Source organism: Serratia sp. K1WW1 (assembly GCF_055790865.1).
On sequence record NZ_CM147697.1, the window covers coordinates 5,942,108 to 5,962,217 of the forward strand.

The following is a 20,110-nucleotide window of genomic DNA, read 5'->3' on the forward strand; positions in this document are numbered from 1 at the left end:
GCTATGCAACGAGGGATAGTCTGGATCGTCGATGACGATAGCTCCATCCGCTGGGTGCTCGAACGTGCGCTCACCGGAGCCGGAGTGAACAGCGTCACCTTCGACAGCGGCAATGCCGTGTTGGAAGCATTGGCCACGCAAACTCCCGACGTGCTGCTATCAGATATCCGCATGCCGGGTATGGATGGCCTGGCGCTGCTCAAGCAGATCAAACAGCGTCACCCGATGCTCCCGGTCATCATAATGACGGCACATTCGGATCTGGACGCAGCAGTTAGCGCCTATCAACAAGGGGCGTTCGATTACCTGCCAAAACCCTTTGATATTGATGAGGCCGTTGCTCTGGTAGAGCGTGCCATCAGCCACTATCAAGAACAGCAGCAACCCGCTCGCAGCCAGCCTGCCAACGATCCTGTCGCCGATATTATTGGTGAGGCCCCGGCGATGCAGGATGTGTTCCGCATTATCGGCCGCCTGTCGCGTTCCTCCATCAGCGTGCTGATCAACGGGGAGTCGGGAACCGGGAAAGAGCTGGTCGCCCATGCGTTGCATCGCCACAGCCCACGCGTCAAATCACCGTTTATCGCCCTGAACATGGCCGCGATCCCCAAAGACCTGATCGAATCTGAACTGTTCGGCCATGAGAAAGGGGCGTTTACCGGCGCCAATCAGATCCGCCAGGGCCGTTTTGAACAGGCCGACGGTGGCACGCTATTCCTGGATGAAATCGGGGATATGCCGCTGGATGTGCAAACCCGCTTGCTGCGCGTGTTGGCGGACGGCCAGTTCTATCGCGTGGGTGGCTATGCGCCGGTAAAGGTTGATGTGCGTATCATTGCCGCCACCCACCAGAACCTGGAGTTGCGCGTCCAAGAGGGCAAATTCCGTGAGGATCTGTTCCACCGCCTGAACGTGATCCGCGTACATCTGCCGCCGCTGCGTGAACGCCGTGAGGATATTCCGCGCCTGGCGCGCTATTTCCTTCAGGTGGCCGCAAAAGAGTTGGGGGTGGAGGCGAAGAACCTGCATCCGGAAACCGAAACCGCCCTCACTCGCCTACCATGGCCGGGTAACGTACGCCAGTTGGAAAACACCTGCCGCTGGCTGACCGTGATGGCCGCCGGGCAAGAAGTGCTGATCCAGGATCTGCCCTCGGAGCTGTTTGAAACCGCCGCGCCGCAAGCCAGTAGCCACGGCTTGCCGGACAGTTGGGCCACGCTGTTGGCACAGTGGGCCGACCGCGCGTTACGTTCCGGTCATCAAAACCTGTTGTCCGAAGCTCAGCCGGAAATGGAGCGCACCTTGCTCACCACCGCGCTACGGCATACCCAGGGGCACAAGCAGGAAGCTGCTCGCCTGTTGGGATGGGGCCGGAATACCTTAACGCGTAAGCTGAAAGAATTAGGGATGGAGTAAGTAATACCAAGGGAGAGGGGACTAAACGTGCCACTAATTTACCTATGCGCTCAACTGCTACATTGTTCTTGGGAAGTGGCACAGAATAACTCCATACCTGATATCAACTCCGCACCAGCTCCCTCTCCCTGTGGGAGAGGGTTGGGGTGAGGGGAACTTGATGATTAAAAATACAATCCAGCGCACAAAAAACCAGCAATTTAAGGCTTTTACCGGATATGCGGCAGCAGTATGATCGAAACGCAAACTCAGGAGGCTTTTGATGCTGGATACACTTATCGTCTTTCTTACCCAAGGCGCAGACGTCGGCTCAGCCGTCAGCCATTCACCGCAGGCGGCCGTTGCCACGGTGTTGTGCGCCGCACTGATCAATTTCTTCAGTTAACAGGGCGCAGCACGCTGCGCCCCTACACATCTGCCGTGGTGTTGGGCGTCAGATAACCCGGGAGAACTGTTGGGCGCGGGCCTGTTTACGCAGGTAGATATCGAAGCACATGCAAATATTACGGATCAGCAAGCGCCCACGAGGCGTGACGCGGATGCCGTGCTCATCGCGCTCCACCAGCCCGTCACGTTCGAAAGGTGCCAACAATTCCAGATCGGCGGCAAAATAATCCGCAAACGCAATGCCGTATTGCTGCTCAACGGGTTGATAAGCCAGCTGGAAATTACAGATCAGCGTCTTGATCACATCACGGCGCAGGCAATCATCTTCTGTCATCGCCAGGCCACGCCACAAGGCATTCCCCTGCTCCTCCACGTTAGCGTAATACACCTTCAGCTCTTTCTGGTTCTGCGCGTAGCTGTCACCCAGCATGCTGATGGCGGAAACCCCCAGGCCCAGCAGATCGCTGTCCCCTTGGGTGGTGTAACCCTGGAAATTGCGGTGCAGCTTGCCTTCGCGCTGGGCAATGGCCAGTTCATCGTTCGGCCGGGCAAAATGGTCCATGCCGATAAACTGATAGCCCGACTCCGTCAGCGAAGCGATGGTTTGCTGCAGAATATCGAGTTTCTGCTGGGCGCTAGGTAGATCGGCGTCCTTGATTTTACGTTGGGCAGCAAACAGGTTCGGCATATGGGCGTAGTTAAATACGCTCAGGCGATCCGGGTTCAGCTCCGCCACCCGTTGCAGGGTGAAGGCAAAACTCTCTGGCGTCTGCTTCGGCAGGCCGTAAATCAGATCGATATTGGTCGAGTTGAAGCCAAGCGCTTTAGCCCGGCCGATCAGTGCAAAAATGAACTCTTCATCCTGCTCGCGGTTAACCAGACGCTGCACTTCTTTATTGAAGTCCTGCACCCCCATGCTGAGGCGGTTGAAGCCTTCGGCACGCAGGTGGTCCAGCACGTCCAGCTCGATTTCACGCGGGTCAACTTCGATCGACATCTCCATTGCTGGCTGGAAATCAAAGTGCTGGCGTAGCATGGCGACCAGGCGGCTGATTTGCTGCTTATCCAGATAGGTTGGTGTACCGCCGCCCCAATGCAGTTGGCTGACCTTGCGGCCGGCAAACAAGGGGGCACGGGCGATGATTTCCCGCTCCAACACGGCCAGGTACTCATCGGCCTTGTGAGTCTGGCGTGTGACCAGCTTATTGCAGCCGCAGAAATAGCAGAGCTTATGACAGAAGGGAATATGGACATACAGCGACAGCGGGCGCTCAGGGTAGCGCGTAGCCGCACGTTGGAACGCAGCTTCGTCGTAGCCCTGATTAAACTCCAGCGCCGTGGGGTATGAAGTATAACGCGGGCCTGAATAGTTATATTTTTGGATCAGGGCCAAATCCCAGACAATGGTCTGTTCTGACATGCTTGCTCACTCCTTCCGATATTTTTTCCTACCGGGCCGGGAAATGGGCAGTTGTCTACGCTGTCTGGCCGCGGAAGCGCTGCGAAAACGCGTTTTGCGCTTCGACAGCCGCCACAGTTTACCGAATAACCACAGTAGATAACATGTCAACAGTAGGGCTATTGCCGGGATCAGCCACATAACCGCTTAAAATACGTCTTTCGGGTTACCGCCTTTCAGCAGTTTCAGAATATCTTCCTGCTTCTCTTCCTGCTCTTCGTCGTCTTCATCACCCAGTTCGATGCCCAGTTGTTCCATCAGCGCATCGATACGATCCAGGGTTTGATCAACGTACGCCTGATCTTCCGCGCTCAGCGTGGCGCCTTCATCCAGGCGATCCAGCAAGGCATCCAGACGTTCATCGTTTTCCAGCTTGGTCAGTTCTTCTTCTGGCGTGAGGCGCGGTTTTTCTGCCTTCGGTTTTGGCTGCGGCTTGGTCGCCTTCACTTTAGCGTCAACCACCAGCGCAACCGGCACTTTACTGCCGAGACGAGGATCTTTGGGTTGCGCACCCGTTTTATTTTTCTGGTTGGCAGACTCAACCTGGGTACGTGAACCGGAAGCCAGGCCACGGCGCTTTTTCAGACGCTTGCGCTCGCGCGCTTCCTGATCGAGCTCCACACGACTTTTCTTTTTACTTTTTGACGTCGCCGCGCTGCTGCGTGGGCCGCGAGGTGCTTTTGATGGCTGGTTCATGGCTTTTACTCTTAGGTATGTAGATCCAGTATAGAATTGCTATACGGTTGCGGCGGAATCTAGCAGAAAGCAGACAAAGAAAAAAGGCGGCAGGTTAAAACCTGCCGCCTATTTCGCACCTTCACTCGAAGGATATTCCTGCTCCGCGCTCCATGCGCACACTCAACATCCCGGTCTTTCCATCTGCGATAACCGCGCTCCCTGCTACTACGTCTTTCATCCTGAAAGAAAAAATCATCCGTGCTGCGATCCGTTCGCTTCCACTCTTCCTGAGTGCGCTTCCCGCGGGCGTCCCAATTGCAGTCACTTCATCATCCGTGTACTATTCGTGCGCTCCGGCACCAATAGTTTCAATTCCATCTGCCATCATCCTGGTACTCATTACACTGCCTGTGTATTCCCTGAGATTTTTCACCCTTCCTGGATGTTCCTGTTTCCTTGGCCTCCTGCCTTGCAACCTACTTTACGCTTTTATGGGATGTGCTCAAGATACCTACAGGTGGCTTACGGCGATCTTTTACTTAACGAAATTACAACACACTGTTTTATAACAAATAAAATATTTACAGCTTTCGAATAAAGCGACATTACCCCCAATTCGAATGGTCAATGTCTCACACGGCAGGAGACCTTTTGCCACAAGGACTCTGTGGTTAAAACGCTTAAAAACCGAGAAACACACCCTTTTAGCGCTGATGCAGTTATAATCGCCCACCAAATAGCCATCCTCACGGAGACGAAAAATTTTGACCAGCAAGAACTACAATTACCATGTGACCCATTTCGTCACCAGTGCGCCCGATATTCGCCACCTGCCGGGGGATGAAGGTATTGAAGTTGCGTTCGCCGGCCGTTCCAACGCCGGTAAGTCCAGCGCACTGAATACCCTGACCAATCAGAAAGGCCTGGCACGTACCAGTAAAACGCCGGGGCGTACCCAGCTGATTAACCTGTTCGAGGTCGAAGAAGGCATTCGCCTGGTCGACCTGCCAGGCTATGGCTATGCCGAAGTGCCGGAAGAGATGAAGAAGAAATGGCAGCGGGCGCTGGGTGAATACCTGCAAATGCGTAACTGCCTGAAAGGCCTGGTGGTGCTGATGGATATCCGTCATCCGCTCAAAGACCTGGACCAACAGATGATCCAGTGGGCCGTCGACGTTGGCACGCCAGTGCTGGTCCTGCTGACCAAGGCCGATAAGCTGGCCTCTGGTGCCCGCAAGGCGCAACTCAATATGGTGCGTGAGGCCGTGCTGCCATTTATGGGTGATATTCAGGTGGAAGCCTTCTCGTCACCGAAAAAGATCGGTGTCGATAAACTAAGCCAGAAGTTGAATACCTGGTTTAACGAGATCCCACCGGAAGTGCTGCCGGAAGACGATATCGGCGGGGAATGATAACCGCTGCGGGTATTTCGTAGTGGGCCGCATGCAGAGCCGATGCTGAGACATCGGCTTTTTTACGCCCGTTATCACCCTACACGAGGTCGCATTTCGTTATCTAATTACAGTTTTGACTAAAAGCCATCACAAAAACTTATGGCAGATGTAGCGCTGTCAGGAGATAAATGCAGATAAATCAGCCAAGGGAACGGCAGGAGAAGAGCAGGCGGGGATAACAAAAATCGATGCTTTTGCTTTGTTTTTACAATAAAAAACGCCCCAGTCAATACTGACTGGGGCGGCTAAATATTCAGCCAAATCCGATTACGTGAAGTAAAAGGTCTGAAAGATAGAACATCTTACCTCTGTACCCTACATCTGTAACTCTACATCATTTTTTCACGCTGCAAAAGAATTTTTTGTAGTTTACTTACACGATCCGGGCACTAACAACGGCGATTTAGTCGAAACAATCGCCGAAGGATGTTGCTCAATTACCAAAAATGCTTAGGTTTTCGCCAGTTAGCGAAAGCTGGCCATAACGTATCACCCAGGATAATCAGTGAGCTTCATCCCAGTTTTTACCTACGCCGATGTCCACCCGCAGCGGGACAGCCAACTGCATACTGTTTTCCATTAACTCATGAATGCGCAGGCTGGCCTCTTCGATGGCCGACTCGTGGATTTCAAACACCAGTTCATCGTGTACCTGCATGATCATGCGCACCAGCGGCTTCTCAGGCCCTTGCAGCCAGGCATCCACCTCAATCATCGCACGTTTGATGATATCCGCTGCAGTGCCCTGCATAGGGGCGTTAATCGCCGCTCTCTCGGCTGCCTTGCGACGCATACCGTTACTGGAGCGAACGTCCGGCAGATACAACCGGCGGCCATCCAGCGTGCTGACGTAGCCCTGATCGGCGGCCTGCTGACGGGTGCGTTCCATATACTCCAGCACGCCAGGGTAGCGCTCGAAGTACAGATCCATATAACGCTGCGCTTCGCCGCGCGGGATCCCCAGCTGGCGAGCCAAACCAAATGCGCTCATACCGTAGATCAGGCCAAAGTTAATCGCCTTGGCGCTGCGACGCTGTTCGTTGGTGACCTTCTCCAACGCCAGACCAAAGACTTCTGCCGCCGTTGCCCGGTGTATGTCCTTACCTTCAGCAAACGCCGTGAGCAAGCCTTCGTCCTGCGATAAATGGGCCATGATGCGCAGTTCAATCTGCGAGTAGTCCGCAGCGACAATACGGTAGCCCTCAGGTGCAATAAATGCCTGACGGATACGGCGCCCTTCATCGTTACGTACCGGGATGTTTTGCAGGTTTGGATCGCTGGATGACAGGCGACCGGTGGCGGTGACGGCCTGATGATAAGAAGTATGCACCCGCCCGCTAACCGGGTTGATCATCAACGGCAGCTTGTCGGTATAGGTGGTTTTCAGCTTAGCCAGGCCACGGTATTCCAGGATCACTTTAGGCAGTGGATAATCCAGCGCCAACTCGGCCAGCACTTCCTCATTGGTTGAAGGAGCACCGCCAGGGGTCTTTTTAAGCACCGGCAACTTTTGCTTTTCATACAAAATGGCCTGCAACTGCTTGGTCGAGGCCAGATTGAACGGCTCTTCTGCCAATTCATGGGCCTGCACTTCAAGCTCGCCGAGGCGCTTGGTCAACTCAATGGAGTGAGCAGCCAGGATGTTAGGATCGATCAGCACCCCGGTACGTTCGATATGGGAAAGCACCGGCAACAGCGGCATTTCAATCTCATTGAATACCGTCAGCAGGCCTTCACTCTCTTTCAACTGCGGCCACATCGCCAAATGCAGCTGTAGCGTAACGTCGGCATCTTCTGCCGCATAAGGGCCCGCCTCTTCAAGGGCAATCTGGTTGAAGGTCAGCTGTTTTTTGCCTTTACCCGCGATCTCTTCGAAGGTAATGGTTTTATGGCCCAGGTAGCGATCGGCCAGGCTATCCATATCGTGACGGCCACTGACGCTGTCGAGCACGTAGGACTCCAGCATGGTGTCGTAGGCGATACCGCGTAGATCGATGTCATAGCGTGCCAACAGGCTTTTATCGAACTTCAGGTTCTGCCCCACCTTCAACGCCTTTTCGTCTTCCAGCAGCGGCTTCAGGGTGGCCAGCACGTGGTTACGATCCAGCTGTGGGGGTGCATCCAGATAATCGTGTGCAACCGGCAGGTACGCCGCCACGCCTGGCTCAATGGCGAAGGACAGGCCGATCAGGTTGGCCGTCAGGGTATCCAGGCCGTCAGTTTCGGTATCGAAGGCGAAGACTTCCGCCTGTTTCAGGCGCTGCATCCAATCGGCGAAGGTTTCCTCATCCAGAATGGTGACGTAACCTTCCTGCGACAGGGTAGGCTCTGCGGCGGCTCTTGGTGCTTCTGCCATTGCGGCTGGCTTGGCTGCCGCGCTGGCCTTACGGCCTGACCCTTTGTTTTCTAACCAGGTCCCGGCTTCAACATCGGCCATCCAGCGTTTGAACTCGTAGCGCTTAAACAACGCCTGCAGTTGATCGACATCCGGCGGGCTCACTTCCAGCTCACTGCATTTCAGATCCAGTTCAACATCGGTTTTGATCGTCGCCAGTTTGTAAGAGAGGTAGGCCACCTCCTTGTTCTGCTCCAGCTTGGCCGCCATGGTCTTGGCACCGCGGAAGCTCAGCGTGGCAATGCTATCCAGATTGGCATAGAGCTGATCCAGCCCCCCTAACCCTTGCAACAGAGCCTGGGCTGTTTTCTCACCCACCCCAGGTACGCCAGGGATGTTATCTGACGAATCCCCCATCAGCGCCAGGAAATCGATGATCAGTTCAGGAGGAATACCGTATTTATCACAGACCTCCTGCGGGCCGAGGATAGTGTTGTTCATGGTATTGATCAGGGTGACATTCGGCGTCACCAACTGAGCCATATCTTTGTCACCGGTGCTGATCAACACGGCATGACCCGCTTTCTCAGCCTCTAGTGCCAGAGTGCCGATTACGTCATCGGCCTCTACGTCAGGTGTAACCAGCAACGGTAACCCCATGGCTTTAACCATCTGGTGCAGCGGTTCGATCTGCGCTCGCAAATCATCCGGCATCGGTGGCCGATGTGATTTATATTCGGCAAACAGCTCGTCACGGAAGGTCTTCCCTTTGGCATCAAACACCACCGCCACATGGCTGGGGGTATACTGCAACAGCAGGCTGCGCAGCATGTTCAGCACACCGTACATCGCTCCCGTCGGCTCACCGACCGAGTTTGTCAGCGGTGGGAAGGCGTGGTAGGCGCGGTAAAGGTAAGAGGAACCATCCACCAGGATTAATGGGTTTTCTGCAATCTGGGCCATAACGTTTCTTTTTCGTGAAAAGGACTGGGGTAAGCATGCCATAGCTAGCCGCTGGTGACGAACCTTAGCGTGCAATATGGCCAAATTAGATGAGATCCTGTGAAGCGATCCGCAAGATCCCGCCTGTGGATAACTTTGTGCATAGTTTAGCAACTGAATTATAACGAAGATAATATCGTTATAATGGAGAATAAAATTCCTAGACAAATCACACTGTTGAAAGAGGGGATTGGCGGTTTTGCTATTTATCGTGTTTCAGTTAATTTGTGGATATAACTGGGGCCGGAGTTTAATCGCACGTTTAATCAATTTGGGCACCTCAATGACCATAGCACAAGATTGAAAATCTGCACGCCAACGGCAAACAACTGTCAATTCCTACCAAGTTAAAATCGCTTACTTATAGCCGCGTATTCTTGGCCAGGATTCTGTTAAAATATTTTTTTGTTGGTACGTACTGACGTATCTAACGATGTTTCCTTCAACCGTCAGCACTAAACCCATGCCAAAATTGCTAGCCCCTGTTATTTTTATCTTTTCTGCGCTGCTTGCCATTGGCGTAACGATGCTGTGCTCTATCCCCATTGTTTTGGCCGGTATCATTAAGCTTTTGATCCCCATGCCCGCCGTTTGGCGATACATTTCAGCCTTTGCTGACCTGATGATGTGGTGCTGGTGCCAATGCCTGGCAGTATTGCTACGAATTAACCCCCACCTGCAGTGGGATATTCAAGGGCTACACGGGCTGGAGAAAAAGAATTGGTATTTGCTGATCAGCAACCATAAAAGCTGGTCGGACATTGTGGTGCTGTGTGTGTTATTCCGTCACCATATACCTATGAACAAGTACTTCCTAAAGCAGCAACTGGCCTGGATCCCCTTCGTCGGCCTGGCCTGCTGGGCGCTGGATATGCCCTTTATGAAGCGCTACTCGCGGGCCTATCTGCACAAACATCCGGAGAAAAGCGGGCAGGATATCGAAACCACGCGGCGTTCCTGCGACAAGTTTCGCCTGCGCCCGACTACCATCGTCAATTTCGTTGAGGGCTCGCGTTTCACCGAGGCCAAGAGAATTAAAACCCGCTCACCCTACCGCAATTTGCTCGCCCCGAAAGCTGCAGGGATCGCCTTTACGCTTAGCGCGCTTGGCCAGCAATTTGATAAGATCCTGAATGTCACCTTGTGCTATCCGGATAACCGTGAGCATCCCTTTATGGATATGTTGTGTGGCCGTTTGCAACGGGTTGTCGTCAGGATTGAATGCCTGCCGATTGATGAGTCGCTGCACGGGGATTACTTCAATGACAAACTGTTTAAACGTAAATTCCAGATTTGGCTGAATACGTTGTGGCAGGAAAAAGATGGTTTGCTAGACAGGCTCAAGCGTGAATAAGTTAAAAAAAACGCCGGATTAACCGGCGTTGATCTCTTGCTGCAGGTTACTTTTGTTCGGTCAGGAACTTAACGACATCAGCAAATTGCTTGACGTAAACGTCCATGCTGCTGGTATCCAGGCCATCGTTTTTCACCATGTATTTGCCATTAACAAATACCGCTGGCACGCCGCGCAGTTGCAAATCTTCTGCAGCTTTCTCTTGCTGAGCCACCAAAGATTTCACCACGAAGCTGTTTAAAGCCGCGTCATAGTCTTCACCTGCTACGCCTGCATTGACGAATACCTTGCGGATATCGTCCGGCGTTTGCACGGTTTGAGTTTTCTGAATCGCTTCAAACATTGGCTGAGTAATTTTGTCTTCTACACCCAGAGCCATGGCAACTGCCCAGGCTTGAGTTAATTGCTTACCCAATGGCCCCAGGAATTCCACATGGTATTTGGTCATCTTGGTGCCTTCAGGCAACGCTTTTTTAACCGCATCAGAAATATGGTATGTCTCTTCAAACTGATAGCAGTGCGGGCAGTAGAAAGAGAAGAACTCCAGCACCTGTGGCTCGCCAGTGACCGGCTTATCCAAAGTGATGTATTGCGTACCGTCACTGAATTGCGCAGAGGAGGCACTGAATGCCATCACCATACCAACGAGTGCCAACCAAATTTTTTTCATAACACTAAACTCTCCATTATGTTAATGCTTCAATACATTGGCATGAGCTGCAGAGGGGGTTCCTGCAACAGCTTAACCTGTTCAGTAAATGCCGCAGTCTGAGATAACCAGAAATCAGACTCCGCCATCCACGGGAAACTTTTTGGAAACGCGGGATCCTGCCAACGGCGTGCTACCCATGCCAGGTAATACACCATGCGCATGGCCCGCAAGGGTTCGATCAACGCCAACTCACGCTGATCAAATTCGGCAAATTCGCCATAGGCCTCCAGCAGGATATCCAGCTGCATCAGCCGATCGCGACGTTCACCGTGTAACAACATCCACAAATCCTGTATTGCCGGCCCGTTGCGTGCATCGTCAAGATCGACGAACAGCGGACCATCACGCCACAAGATATTGCCTGGGTGGCAATCGCCATGCAAACGCAGCGGTTGCCAATCCAGCTGCCAGTGCGGTTTGATAGCGTCAATCAGCGTATCCGTAGCCCGCAGGAAAGTCTCGCGCTGGGCCTTGGGAACTAAATCACAGCTGGCCAGAACCTGCCGTGGCTCCGTGAGATACTCTTCAATGCCAATGGTCGGCCGCTCGGTAAACAGGCTTTCGCTACCCACCTGGTGGATGCGGCCAAGAAAACGCCCGACCCACTCCAGCTGTTCCAGATTATCGATCTCATACTGTCGGCCACCGACGCTCGGAAATACGGTAAAGAAAAAGCCTGCATGGGTGTGCAGCGTATTTCCCTGTAATACCAGCGGCGCGACCGCCGGAATTTCGTTGTGCGACAAATCCAGCGCGAACCTGTGTTCTTCACCGATTTGCTCAGCACTCCAGCGTTCTGGGCGATAAAATTTCACCACGTAACGCCGACGATCTTCGTCCATAAACTGGTATACGCGGTTTTCATAGCTGTTGAGCGCCGTCAGCCCTGAATCAACACGCAAACCAATCCCTTCCAGCGCATCCATAATCAGATCGGGAGAAAGGGTTTCAAAATTAAATGCAGAGTTGTTCATAACAACCGTTCAGTTCGCCAGATGACAACAGCGTGCCAAGAATAAGAAAGAGTAGCACTAATCACCGCCACTGATGACCGCACCGCATGAATGCTAATCTTTTATCACGCCACGAGCACGCAGCAACGCCGTTTTAAAGTCGTCTTCGTAGTCTTTCTTCAAGCCTGGGATCTGTTCTGTGCCCGCACTGCCGCGCATTTTCAGATGATAGATCAAGATATCATCGCTCAGATCGCCTAACTCACCCTGAAAACCCGCTTCCTGTGCCAGCTTTTGCAGAAACTGCATCAGGTTGAGATCGGGATCCTGCTGCCAGGCCGGGTGCAAAAGCTCAATCAGTTCGTTTACGCGATGCGTTTTCATAGCAACATATCATCCAATGAAGTGATAAACCCACAAAGTAGCAGGCTTGACTACGTAGTGAAAGAACCAGCGTGTCAATAAAGGTAAATCATGATGTCTGAACAGGTTTAGCGCTACAATCAGGGCATTGGAGAGGGATTGGATGATGACTATGCATGCAAATATAACCGGCGTTATTCTGGCCGGTGGGCGCTCTACCCGCATGGGAGGGAAAGATAAAGGATTGGTGCAAGTGGGGGATAAAACCCTGTACCAGCACGTACTGGGCCGATTAATACCGCAAGTGAGCCAGGTGATCATCAGTGCCAATCGCAATCAGCAATGTTATCAGCAAAGCGGCTTAGAGGTCGTCGGCGATCTGACTGCAGATTACCCTGGCCCTTTAGCCGGTATATTGGCAGGCCTCACTTATGCCCACACACCATGGATTGTCTGCGCCCCCTGCGACGTCCCCGACTTCCCTCTCAACCTGGTAGAACAGCTTTGGCTGCATAAAGGCAATGCCCTGGCCGCCTATGCTTGCGATGGCGAACGTGAGCATCCTACCTTCGCTTTACTGCATACCAGTCTGACAGAGGAACTCACCCGTTATCTAGCCCGGGGGGAACGCAAATTGATGCTGTTCATGGCGGCTGTCGGTGCACAACAGGTAGTGTTCCGTGGGCAGCAAGACGCCTTCCGTAATTTGAATACCCCAGAAGATTGCCAACAGTGGCAGCAGGAAAAGGGGGGCGTTCAATGACGGAGTTATTGCCACCCTTGCTGGCTATCGCCGCCTATAGCGGCACAGGTAAAACCACACTGCTTAAACAATTGATCCCGCTATTAAAACAACAGCAGGTGCGCGTTGGCCTGATCAAGCATACCCATCATGATATGGATGTAGATACGCCTGGTAAGGACAGTTATGAACTGCGCAAGGCCGGTGCAGACCAAACGCTGGTTGCCAGCGATCGGCGCTGGGCATTAATGAGCGAAACACCGGAGCAGCAACCTTTAGATCTCCAGTATCTGGCCAGCAGATTCGATCGCAGCAAGGTGGATTTGATCCTGGTAGAAGGGTTCAAGCATGAGCAGATTGGCAAAATTGTTCTCTATCGCGAGGAAGTCGGTAAACCACTTGCAGATATGTTGGATCGGCACGTTATTGCCGTAGCCAGCGATAAGAAGATAGAAGGTGTTGCGCCGTTACTAGATATCAACCAGCCTGAAACGATCGCTGGGTTTATTGTTCAGTGGCTGAAGCTGGCAAAGGCATAGTCCCCTCACCCTAACCCTCTCCCACAGGGAGAGGGAACCGATCGAGCTCGCGGGTCTCTCTGTGTAATACTTCATCTTTCTGCTTTCTTCCAACGTCCTGAAGCGGTACGGGCTCACCAACCTCTCCCCACTTTCCGAAGCAGTACGGGCTCATCCACGACGCCGGACAGCTCCCTCTCCCTCACTCGGGTGTTCAGTTGTTCTCAGTTGGTACTCTGGGAGAGGGTGGGGGTGAGGGGCATTTCTGTTTCCGACACATAGCAAAAAGGCCATCCTTGCGGATGGCCTCTTGGCTTAATTGATGCCTGGCAGTGTCCTACTCTCGCATGGGGAGACCCCACACTACCATCGGCGCTACGGCGTTTCACTTCTGAGTTCGGCATGGGGTCAGGTGGGACCACCGCGCTATTGCCGCCAGGCAAATTCTGTTTCATTCCAACCGCTTCACTCTCGTGTCGCCATCGAAACCAATCTCGGAACCCGCTGAAAATCTAGAGTTATTCGTATCGTCCTGATACTCACCCCTACGGGGCCGTCGCAAGCGACGATTTTGTCTCCAAAACACCTTTGGTGTTGTAAGGTTAAGCCTCACGGATCATTAGTACTGGTTAGCTCAATGCATCGCTGCACTTACACACCCAGCCTATCAACGTCTTAGTCTTAAACGTTCCTTCAGGGGCCTTAAAGGCCCAGGGAAGACTCATCTCGAGGCAAGTTTCGCGCTTAGATGCTTTCAGCGCTTATCTTTTCCGCACTTAGCTACCGGGCAGTGCCATTGGCATGACAACCCGAACACCAGTGGTGCGTTCACTCCGGTCCTCTCGTACTAGGAGCAACCCCTCTCAATCTTCCAACGCCCACGGCAGATAGGGACCGAACTGTCTCACGACGTTCTAAACCCAGCTCGCGTACCACTTTAAATGGCGAACAGCCATACCCTTGGGACCTACTTCAGCCCCAGGATGTGATGAGCCGACATCGAGGTGCCAAACACCGCCGTCGATATGAACTCTTGGGCGGTATCAGCCTGTTATCCCCGGAGTACCTTTTATCCGTTGAGCGATGGCCCTTCCATTCAGAACCACCGGATCACTAAGACCTACTTTCGTACCTGCTCGAGCCGTCACTCTCGCAGTCAAGCTAGCTTATGCCTTTGCACTAACCTCACGATGTCCGACCGTGATTAGCTAACCTTCGTGCTCCTCCGTTACTCTTTGGGAGGAGACCGCCCCAGTCAAACTACCCACCAGACACTGTCCTCACCCCGGATTACGGGGCCGAGTTAGAACATCAAACATTAAAGGGTGGTATTTCAAGGTTGGCTCCATGCAGACTGGCGTCCACACTTCAAAGCCTCCCACCTATCCTACACATCAAGGCTCAATGTTCAGTGTCAAGCTATAGTAAAGGTTCACGGGGTCTTTCCGTCTTGCCGCGGGTACACTGCATCTTCACAGCGAGTTCAATTTCACTGAGTCTCGGGTGGAGACAGCCTGGCCATCATTACGCCATTCGTGCAGGTCGGAACTTACCCGACAAGGAATTTCGCTACCTTAGGACCGTTATAGTTACGGCCGCCGTTTACTGGGGCTTCGATCAAGAGCTTCGCCTTGCGGCTGACCCCATCAATTAACCTTCCAGCACCGGGCAGGCGTCACACCGTATACGTCCACTTTCGTGTTTGCACAGTGCTGTGTTTTTATTAAACAGTTGCAGCCAGCTGGTATCTGCGACTGGCTTCAGCTCCGAGAGCAAGTCTCTTCACCTACGCGCCAGCGTGCCTTCTCCCGAAGTTACGGCACCATTTTGCCTAGTTCCTTCACCCGAGTTCTCTCAAGCGCCTGGGTATTCTCTACCTGACCACCTGTGTCGGTTTGGGGTACGATTTGATGTTACCTGATGCTTAGAGGCTTTTCCTGGAAGCAGGGCATCAACTACTTCTGCACCGTAGTGCATCGTCATCACGCCTCAGGGTTGATAAGCAACCGGATTTACCAGGTCACTCCCCCTACACGCTTAAACCGGGACAACCGTCGCCCGGCTAGCCTAGCCTTCTCCGTCCCCCCTTCGCAGTAACACCGAGTACAGGAATATTAACCTGTTTCCCATCGACTACGCCTTTCGGCCTCGCCTTAGGGGTCGACTCACCCTGCCCCGATTAACGTTGGACAGGAACCCTTGGTCTTCCGGCGAGCGGGTTTTTCACCCGCTTTATCGTTACTTATGTCAGCATTCGCACTTCTGATACCTCCAGCAAACCTCACAGTTCACCTTCAACGGCTTACAGAACGCTCCCCTACCCAACAACGCCTAAGCGTCGCTGCCGCAGCTTCGGTGCATGGTTTAGCCCCGTTACATCTTCCGCGCAGGCCGACTCGACCAGTGAGCTATTACGCTTTCTTTAAATGATGGCTGCTTCTAAGCCAACATCCTGGCTGTCTATGCCTTCCCACATCGTTTCCCACTTAACCATGACTTTGGGACCTTAGCTGGCGGTCTGGGTTGTTTCCCTCTTCACGACGGACGTTAGCACCCGCCGTGTGTCTCCCGTGATAACATTCTTCGGTATTCGGAGTTTGCATCGGTTTGGTAAGCCGGGATGGCCCCCTAGCCGAAACAGTGCTCTACCCCCGAAGATGAGTTCACGAGGCGCTACCTAAATAGCTTTCGGGGAGAACCAGCTATCTCCCGGTTTGATTGGCCTTTCACCCCCAGCCACAAGTCATCCGCTAATTTTTCAACATTAGTCGGTTCGGTCCTCCAGTTAGTGTTACCCAACCTTCAACCTGCCCATGGCTAGATCACCGGGTTTCGGGTCTATACCTTGCAACTATTCGCCCAGTTAAGACTCGGTTTCCCTACGGCTCCCCTATACGGTTAACCTTGCTACAAAATATAAGTCGCTGACCCATTATACAAAAGGTACGCAGTCACACCACGAAGGTGCTCCCACTGCTTGTACGTACACGGTTTCAGGTTCTATTTCACTCCCCTCGCCGGGGTTCTTTTCGCCTTTCCCTCACGGTACTGGTTCACTATCGGTCAGTCAGGAGTATTTAGCCTTGGAGGATGGTCCCCCCATATTCAGACAGGATGTCACGTGTCCCGCCCTACTCATCGAACTCACAGTTAATGCATTTTAGTGTACGGGGCTATCACCCTTTGCTGCGCGACTTTCCAGACGCTTCCACTAACACAAGAACTGATTCAGGTTCTGGGCTGTTCCCCGTTCGCTCGCCGCTACTAGGGGAATCTCGGTTGATTTCTTTTCCTCGGGGTACTTAGATGTTTCAGTTCCCCCGGTTCGCCTCGTATGGCTATGTATTCACCATACGATAGTGTGTCGAAACACACTGGGTTTCCCCATTCGGGTATTGCCGGTTATAACGGTTCATATCACCTTACCGACACTTTTCGCAGATTAGCACGCCCTTCATCGCCTCTGACTGCCTAGGCATCCACCGTGTACGCTTAGTCACTTAACCTCACAACCCGAAGGTGTTTCTGTAAACAGAGACACTGTCGTGCTGTTTATTTGAGAGACTCTATGACAGGTTAATCCTTACCCCAATACATCTACGGAGGGATAAGTTTCAGCTGTCATGTTTCAATTTTCAGCTTGTTCCAGATTGTTAAAGAGCAATATCTTAAACACGACTCGCAAGAGTCATCTTTAAGATAATCAGTCACGAATGACCGGTGATAATGTCTTTCACTCATTATCGGATGGCGTCCCCAAGGGGATTCGAACCCCTGTTACAGCCGTGAAAGGGCAGTGTCCTAGGCCTCTAGACGATGGGGACACAAAATCCGATTAAACCCAGGGTTTAATCGTTTCTCGTATCAGCATGAGTCCAGAAGACTCATTACATCAACAGGTAGCGCTTTGCTCATTACTTTTCATCAGACAATCTGTGTGGACACTGCACTCAACTGCATATCTTTAGGTAAGGAGGTGATCCAACCGCAGGTTCCCCTACGGTTACCTTGTTACGACTTCACCCCAGTCATGAATCACAAAGTGGTAAGCGCCCTCCCGAAGGTTAAGCTACCTACTTCTTTTGCAACCCACTCCCATGGTGTGACGGGCGGTGTGTACAAGGCCCGGGAACGTATTCACCGTAGCATTCTGATCTACGATTACTAGCGATTCCGACTTCACGGAGTCGAGTTGCAGACTCCGATCCGGACTACGACATACTTTATGAGGTCCGCTTGCTCTCGCGAGTTCGCTTCTCTTTGTATATGCCATTGTAGCACGTGTGTAGCCCTACTCGTAAGGGCCATGATGACTTGACGTCATCCCCACCTTCCTCCGGTTTATCACCGGCAGTCTCCTTTGAGTTCCCGCCATTACGCGCTGGCAACAAAGGATAAGGGTTGCGCTCGTTGCGGGACTTAACCCAACATTTCACAACACGAGCTGACGACAGCCATGCAGCACCTGTCTCACAGTTCCCGAAGGCACCAATCCATCTCTGGAAAGTTCTGTGGATGTCAAGAGTAGGTAAGGTTCTTCGCGTTGCATCGAATTAAACCACATGCTCCACCGCTTGTGCGGGCCCCCGTCAATTCATTTGAGTTTTAACCTTGCGGCCGTACTCCCCAGGCGGTCGACTTAACGCGTTAGCTCCGGAAGCCACGCCTCAAGGGCACAACCTCCAAGTCGACATCGTTTACAGCGTGGACTACCAGGGTATCTAATCCTGTTTGCTCCCCACGCTTTCGCACCTGAGCGTCAGTCTTTGTCCAGGGGGCCGCCTTCGCCACCGGTATTCCTCCAGATCTCTACGCATTTCACCGCTACACCTGGAATTCTACCCCCCTCTACAAGACTCTAGCTTGCCAGTTTCAAATGCAGTTCCCAAGTTAAGCTCGGGGATTTCACATCTGACTTAACAAACCGCCTGCGTGCGCTTTACGCCCAGTAATTCCGATTAACGCTTGCACCCTCCGTATTACCGCGGCTGCTGGCACGGAGTTAGCCGGTGCTTCTTCTGCGAGTAACGTCAATCCAACAGCGTATTAAGCTATTGGCCTTCCTCCTCGCTGAAAGTGCTTTACAACCCGAAGGCCTTCTTCACACACGCGGCATGGCTGCATCAGGCTTGCGCCCATTGTGCAATATTCCCCACTGCTGCCTCCCGTAGGAGTCTGGACCGTGTCTCAGTTCCAGTGTGGCTGGTCATCCTCTCAGACCAGCTAGGGATCGTCGCCTAGGTGAGCCATTACCTCACCTACTAGCTAATCCCATCTGGGCACATCCGATGGTGTGAGGCCCGAAGGTCCCCCACTTTGGTCCGAAGACGTTATGCGGTATTAGCTACCGTTTCCAGTAGTTATCCCCCTCCATCGGGCAGTTTCCCAGACATTACTCACCCGTCCGCCGCTCGTCACCCAGGAGCAAGCTCCCTGTGCTACCGCTCGACTTGCATGTGTTAGGCCTGCCGCCAGCGTTCAATCTGAGCCATGATCAAACTCTTCAATTAAAAGCTTGATTTGCTGCAACTCGTGCAGCGATGCTCGAAAATTAACTTTCGTAATAATTCATTCGCATGAATTACTGCTTGGTCACTCTTCAAGACTTGATATTTTTTTGCTACCGAAGTAGCTGGATATCGTCTTGTGAGTGCCCACACAGATTGTCTGATAAATTGTTAAAGAGCGTTCGTTACCGATAAGTTTCTCGGTAACGCGGGAGGTGCATATTACGCTTTCCCGCTGAAGAGTCAACCTTTTTCTCTTACGAGACGCGGTGTTTTCACCGGGTTGCTTCTTCCTGGCTGGGCGACTTGTTCGTCGTTGTTCCCGGTCAGTGGAGGCGCATTATAGGGAGTTCTCAGAAGGGCGCAACCCCTAAATTCAAAAAACTTTTCAAGCGCGGATTTTTTCGGCAAATCGCTGCCTTGTTCGTCGTTTTTGCCACTTTTTCCCGAAAACAGCCGTAAAAGCTGGCGCTCCCTGGCGTAAAATGAAAGATAACAATGCAGTTAAAGGAACCGCAGCCATGCAATTCGATGCTCAACAACAGGCCGCACAGCGTAATCTTTCTTATCTGCTGGCAGAAAAGCTCGGCCAACAGATCCTGGCCGGTGAATATCAAGCCGGCAGCATCCTGCCAGGCGAGATGGATTTGGCAGAACAGTTTGGCGTCAGCCGCACTGCGGTACGTGAAGCGGTAAAAATGCTGGCGGCCAAAGGCATGCTGTTACCACGCCCGCGCATCGGCACCAGGGTCATGCCGCAAAGCCAATGGAACTTCCTCGATCAGGATCTGCTGACCTGGTGGATGACCAGGGAGAACTTCGACCAGGTAATGCAGCACTTCCTTATCCTACGCACGTCGCTCGAACCTCAGGCCTGTTCATTGGCAGCCATCAACGCCACCCAGGAGCAAAAGACGCGATTGGTCACGCTGATGACAGAAATGCAGGCGCTACACGTGGATTTTGACCGCGAACGCTGGATTGAAGTCGATACCCAGTACCACCAGCTGATCTATGAAGCCAGCGCCAATCCGTTCCTCACCTCGTTCGCCAACCTGTTCAGCTCGGTGTATCAAAGCTATTTCCGGGCGATCACCGGTAATGAAGTGATCAAACTGCAACACCATCAGGCCATTGTGGATGCCATAGTCGCCAGTGACAGCACCGCAGCCCTAACTGCATGCCAAACATTGTTGCAGGGGAATGCGTAAACTCCGCAGCTATATATAG

The 20,110-nt window shown here is 52.7% G+C and carries 15 protein-coding genes, 1 tRNA gene and 3 rRNA genes; 7 read left to right on the forward strand and 12 right to left on the reverse strand.

Annotation, left to right across the window (positions count from 1 at the left end; genetic code table 11):
- The first annotated feature begins 3 nt into the window (after positions 1–3).
- A complete protein-coding gene (glnG, locus tag ACX9GU_RS27035) occupies positions 4–1,416 on the forward strand; it encodes a nitrogen regulation protein NR(I) (RefSeq protein ID WP_024527821.1) in 1,413 nt (470 codons plus the stop codon).
- A gap of 262 nt (positions 1,417–1,678) precedes the next feature.
- A complete protein-coding gene (locus ACX9GU_RS27040) occupies positions 1,679–1,801 on the forward strand; it encodes a YshB family small membrane protein (RefSeq protein ID WP_137751101.1) in 123 nt (40 codons plus the stop codon).
- 48 nt (positions 1,802–1,849) lie between these two features.
- On the opposite strand, the gene hemN is transcribed toward ACX9GU_RS27040, so the two are convergent.
- Together hemN and yihI are read right to left on the reverse strand one after the other, a co-directional pair.
- Positions 1,850–3,223 (reverse strand): oxygen-independent coproporphyrinogen III oxidase, encoded by a 1,374-nt coding sequence (gene hemN / locus ACX9GU_RS27045; protein WP_473193447.1) that lies wholly within the window; start codon positions 3,221–3,223, stop codon positions 1,850–1,852.
- 186 nt (positions 3,224–3,409) lie between these two features.
- Complete coding sequence (yihI, locus tag ACX9GU_RS27050; protein ID WP_024527819.1) at positions 3,410–3,958, reverse strand: Der GTPase-activating protein YihI; 549 nt, start codon at positions 3,956–3,958, stop codon at positions 3,410–3,412.
- A 746-nt stretch (positions 3,959–4,704) separates the two neighbouring features.
- Here yihI and yihA point away from each other — a divergent pair.
- Positions 4,705–5,352, forward strand: coding sequence for a ribosome biogenesis GTP-binding protein YihA/YsxC (yihA, locus tag ACX9GU_RS27055; protein WP_024482967.1), 648 nt, complete (start codon positions 4,705–4,707; stop codon positions 5,350–5,352).
- Positions 5,353–5,647: 295 nt separating this feature from the next.
- On the opposite strand, the gene spfP is transcribed toward yihA, so the two are convergent.
- The 3 genes from spfP to ACX9GU_RS27070 all read right to left on the reverse strand — a co-directional run bounded on the left by spfP (position 5,648) and on the right by ACX9GU_RS27070 (position 9,334).
- Entirely contained in the window at positions 5,648–5,695 is a 48-nt protein-coding gene (gene spfP, locus ACX9GU_RS27060) for a small protein SpfP (RefSeq protein ID WP_071892919.1), read from the reverse strand.
- 201 nt (positions 5,696–5,896) lie between these two features.
- A complete protein-coding gene (gene polA, locus ACX9GU_RS27065; RefSeq protein WP_473193448.1) occupies positions 5,897–8,692 on the reverse strand; it encodes a DNA polymerase I in 2,796 nt (931 codons plus the stop codon).
- 396 nt (positions 8,693–9,088) lie between these two features.
- Positions 9,089–9,334 carry a hypothetical protein gene (locus tag ACX9GU_RS27070; RefSeq protein ID WP_473195254.1) on the reverse strand — a complete coding sequence of 82 codons (246 nt, stop codon included), beginning with the start codon at positions 9,332–9,334 and terminating at the stop codon, positions 9,089–9,091.
- On the opposite strand from ACX9GU_RS27070, the gene ACX9GU_RS27075 reads away from it, so the two are divergent.
- Positions 9,246–10,085, forward strand: a complete 840-nt coding sequence (locus ACX9GU_RS27075; protein WP_473195245.1) for an acyltransferase — start codon at positions 9,246–9,248, stop codon at positions 10,083–10,085. The genes ACX9GU_RS27070 and ACX9GU_RS27075 overlap by 89 nt on opposite strands.
- Before the next feature lie 46 nt (positions 10,086–10,131).
- Here the strand turns inward: ACX9GU_RS27075 and dsbA are convergent, their stop codons facing one another.
- The 3 genes from dsbA to ACX9GU_RS27090 form a co-directional block, all read right to left on the reverse strand.
- Positions 10,132–10,755, reverse strand: a complete 624-nt coding sequence (gene dsbA, locus ACX9GU_RS27080; protein ID WP_473193449.1) for a thiol:disulfide interchange protein DsbA — start codon at positions 10,753–10,755, stop codon at positions 10,132–10,134.
- A gap of 29 nt (positions 10,756–10,784) precedes the next feature.
- On the reverse strand, positions 10,785–11,771 hold the full coding sequence (locus ACX9GU_RS27085) for a serine/threonine protein kinase (RefSeq protein ID WP_071683787.1): 987 nt from the start codon (positions 11,769–11,771) through the stop codon (positions 10,785–10,787).
- 93 nt (positions 11,772–11,864) lie between these two features.
- Positions 11,865–12,134, reverse strand: coding sequence for a YihD family protein (locus ACX9GU_RS27090; protein WP_473193450.1), 270 nt, complete (start codon positions 12,132–12,134; stop codon positions 11,865–11,867).
- Between the two features lie 151 nt (positions 12,135–12,285).
- On the opposite strand from ACX9GU_RS27090, the gene mobA reads away from it, so the two are divergent.
- Positions 12,286–12,876, forward strand: a complete 591-nt coding sequence (mobA, locus tag ACX9GU_RS27095; RefSeq protein WP_473193451.1) for a molybdenum cofactor guanylyltransferase MobA — start codon at positions 12,286–12,288, stop codon at positions 12,874–12,876.
- Positions 12,873–13,394, forward strand: a complete 522-nt coding sequence (gene mobB / locus ACX9GU_RS27100; RefSeq protein WP_473193452.1) for a molybdopterin-guanine dinucleotide biosynthesis protein MobB — start codon at positions 12,873–12,875, stop codon at positions 13,392–13,394. The genes mobA and mobB overlap by 4 nt, the downstream gene beginning before the upstream one ends.
- Positions 13,395–13,697: 303 nt before the next feature.
- Here mobB and rrf read toward each other — a convergent pair.
- From rrf to ACX9GU_RS27120, 4 genes are all read right to left on the reverse strand, one after another.
- A 5S ribosomal RNA gene (gene rrf / locus ACX9GU_RS27105) occupies positions 13,698–13,813 on the reverse strand.
- 158 nt (positions 13,814–13,971) lie between these two features.
- A 23S ribosomal RNA gene (locus tag ACX9GU_RS27110) occupies positions 13,972–16,879 on the reverse strand.
- A 242-nt stretch (positions 16,880–17,121) separates the two neighbouring features.
- Positions 17,122–17,197, reverse strand: a tRNA-Glu gene (locus ACX9GU_RS27115).
- A gap of 145 nt (positions 17,198–17,342) precedes the next feature.
- Positions 17,343–18,883, reverse strand: a 16S ribosomal RNA gene (locus tag ACX9GU_RS27120).
- The 16S, 23S and 5S rRNA genes sit together here with 1 tRNA gene alongside, the layout of an rRNA operon.
- Positions 18,884–19,401: 518 nt before the next feature.
- On the opposite strand from ACX9GU_RS27120, the gene ACX9GU_RS27125 reads away from it, so the two are divergent.
- A complete protein-coding gene (locus ACX9GU_RS27125) occupies positions 19,402–20,091 on the forward strand; it encodes a FadR/GntR family transcriptional regulator (protein WP_094982444.1) in 690 nt (229 codons plus the stop codon).
- Positions 20,092–20,110 lie beyond the last annotated feature (19 nt).

Excerpts from the sequence above, each read along its gene's own strand:
- glnG (WP_024527821.1), top strand. The coding sequence starts at position 4 with ATGCAACGAGGGATAGTCTGGATCGTCGATGACGATAGCTCCATCCGC.
- ACX9GU_RS27040 (WP_137751101.1), top strand. The coding sequence starts at position 1,679 with ATGCTGGATACACTTATCGTCTTTCTTACCCAAGGCGCAGACGTCGGC.
- hemN (WP_473193447.1), bottom strand. The coding sequence starts at position 3,223 with ATGTCAGAACAGACCATTGTCTGGGATTTGGCCCTGATCCAAAAATAT.
- yihI (WP_024527819.1), bottom strand. The coding sequence starts at position 3,958 with ATGAACCAGCCATCAAAAGCACCTCGCGGCCCACGCAGCAGCGCGGCG.
- polA (WP_473193448.1), bottom strand. The coding sequence starts at position 8,692 with ATGGCCCAGATTGCAGAAAACCCATTAATCCTGGTGGATGGTTCCTCT.
- ACX9GU_RS27070 (WP_473195254.1), bottom strand. The coding sequence starts at position 9,334 with ATGTATCGCCAAACGGCGGGCATGGGGATCAAAAGCTTAATGATACCG.
- dsbA (WP_473193449.1), bottom strand. The coding sequence starts at position 10,755 with ATGAAAAAAATTTGGTTGGCACTCGTTGGTATGGTGATGGCATTCAGT.
- ACX9GU_RS27085 (WP_071683787.1), bottom strand. The coding sequence starts at position 11,771 with ATGAACAACTCTGCATTTAATTTTGAAACCCTTTCTCCCGATCTGATT.
- ACX9GU_RS27090 (WP_473193450.1), bottom strand. The coding sequence starts at position 12,134 with ATGAAAACGCATCGCGTAAACGAACTGATTGAGCTTTTGCACCCGGCC.
- mobA (WP_473193451.1), top strand. The coding sequence starts at position 12,286 with ATGCATGCAAATATAACCGGCGTTATTCTGGCCGGTGGGCGCTCTACC.
- mobB (WP_473193452.1), top strand. The coding sequence starts at position 12,873 with ATGACGGAGTTATTGCCACCCTTGCTGGCTATCGCCGCCTATAGCGGC.
- ACX9GU_RS27125 (WP_094982444.1), top strand. The coding sequence starts at position 19,402 with ATGCAATTCGATGCTCAACAACAGGCCGCACAGCGTAATCTTTCTTAT.